Origin of the sequence: Actinokineospora guangxiensis (assembly GCF_042657845.1) — a bacterium.
GTDB classification, from domain to species: Bacteria; Actinomycetota; Actinomycetes; order Mycobacteriales; family Pseudonocardiaceae; genus Actinokineospora; species Actinokineospora guangxiensis.
In genome coordinates this window covers 1-507 of sequence record NZ_JBHSKF010000045.1, presented here as the reverse complement: position 1 = coordinate 507, position 507 = coordinate 1, and the positions used below count along the sequence as shown (strand labels likewise).

Genomic DNA, 507 nt, shown 5'->3' with positions numbered 1-507 from the left:
CCACCACCCACCTCACCCACCCAACACCCGACCCCACCACCACCCACCTCACCCACCCAACACCCGACCCCACCACCACCCACCTCACCCACCCAACACCCGACCCCACCACCACCCACCACACCACCCAAGCCACCAGCCCGAACCCTCTCCACTCCACCGCACACCTCACCGACCTGACTCCCGGTGCCACCACGACTCACCACCCCGCCCCAGCATCCGTCCCTGACACCACCCGCCTCACCAACCCCGCCGACGCTCCTCCCGCCCCCACCCACCCCGCCCGGGCCACCCCCAGCCCCGCCGAACAACTCCGCCACCCCACGATCACCAACTCCAGCCACCCCACCAGCGAAGCCCACACTGCCACCACTCATCCAACCTCCAACTCCTCCACCACGTACCTCAACCACCCGACTCACGACCCCGCCGCCACTCACCCCACGCCCCTGACTCGCGCCCCTGCCTCCCACCCGCCCCACTCAGCCCTGACCTCCACCACCCAGC

The 507-nt window shown here is 70.6% G+C and carries 1 protein-coding gene; it reads right to left on the bottom strand.

Features of this window, described 5'->3' with window-relative positions:
• On the bottom strand, positions 1-196 hold a 196-nt coding region (locus ACFPM7_RS30435), incomplete at its 3' end, for a hypothetical protein (RefSeq protein ID WP_378251286.1).
• Positions 197-507 lie beyond the last annotated feature (311 nt).